Source organism: Asanoa iriomotensis (assembly GCF_016862515.1).
Taxonomy (GTDB): domain Bacteria; phylum Actinomycetota; class Actinomycetes; order Mycobacteriales; family Micromonosporaceae; genus Asanoa; species Asanoa iriomotensis.
Genome location: NZ_BONC01000180.1, coordinates 1 through 1,180, shown reverse-complemented (window position 1 = coordinate 1,180; position 1,180 = coordinate 1). Strand labels below are relative to the sequence as shown.

At 64.2% G+C, this 1,180-nt stretch carries 2 protein-coding genes; both read left to right on the top strand.

Annotated features, from left to right (window positions below; translation table 11 throughout):
- Window positions 1-240: FG-GAP repeat domain-containing protein (locus Air01nite_RS40860; RefSeq protein WP_203708919.1), on the top strand; the 240-nt coding region annotated here is incomplete at its 5' end.
- 238 nt (window positions 241-478) lie between these two features.
- The coding region (locus Air01nite_RS40855; protein ID WP_203708917.1) for an FG-GAP repeat domain-containing protein at window positions 479-1,180 on the top strand (702 nt) is incomplete at its 3' end.

Below are 1,180 nucleotides of genomic sequence, written 5' to 3'. Positions count from 1 at the left end.
TCGCTGACCACTGACCGGGTGGTCAACCCCGGCATCCAGGTCGGCATCGGCTGGGGCGTTATGAACGCTCTCACGGCCGGTGACTTCAACCAAGACGGCAAGTCCGATGTGGTGGTCCGCTCAACCACCGACGCCACCCTCTGGATGTATCCCGGCACCGGCTCCCTGACCCCCAACCAAATCCTCACCTCCCCCAAACGCGTAGGCATCGGCTGGGGCGGCATGGACCGCATCAGCTAACCCCCAGGAACAAGACGTGGCCGGGCCCCCCAAAAGGCCCGGCCACCACCCCGTGCACCGCTCACATCCTCCGAGCGGCGCCAACAAACGAATGGAATCTTCAGTGAAGAACAGCTTTTGGACGAGGATCCGATCCTCTGCGGTGCTAACAGTGACCTGCGCGGTGACGGCGATGGTGTCACCTGCTCACGCCGCAGCGTCCACGCCGGACCCTAAACTGCCGCCCGCGCTGGCCCCGATGAACGCGTTGTACCAGACGGTGGCGTGCGATCCCGCCGGCCCGACGGCCAACGACGCCGCGTTGGCCACTCAGCTCAATTCCCAGCTGAACTCGGACATGCGGGGCTCCATGACCGCCTATCGAGTCTCCTGCGCCCGTGAGGTGGTGGAGGCGGTACATGCCCGCGGCCTGGCTTCGCGCGCCGGCGTGATCGCGATCGCCACTGTCATCGTGGAGACCCACCTACAGAACATCAGCGAAGAGGTCGACCACACGAGCCTGGGCCTATTCCAACAACAGGAGTGGTGGGGTACGCGCGCGGAGAGACTCGACCCGGCCACGGCCACCAACAAGTTCCTGAGCGCGATGCAGCGCGAGTATCCGAACGGATCGTGGGCCACCGCACCGATCGGAGAGGTCTGCCAGGCGGTCCAGGTCTCTGCCTACCCCGACAAATATCAGGTCCAGGCGTCGGACGCCCAGATCATCGTGAACGCCCTCTGGAACTCAGTGGGGTCGTCTTCGGGTGTGTCTGGTGATTTCAACGGTGACAACAAGGACGACGTCATGGCCCGTAGCGCGACCACGGGCGAGTTGTGGCTGTACCCGGGTACCGGATCGTTCACCACTGACGCGATTCTGGGACAGCCCATCCGAGTGGGCACCGGATGGAGCCAGTTCGATCTGATCTTCAGCGGCGACTTCAACCGCGACGGCAAA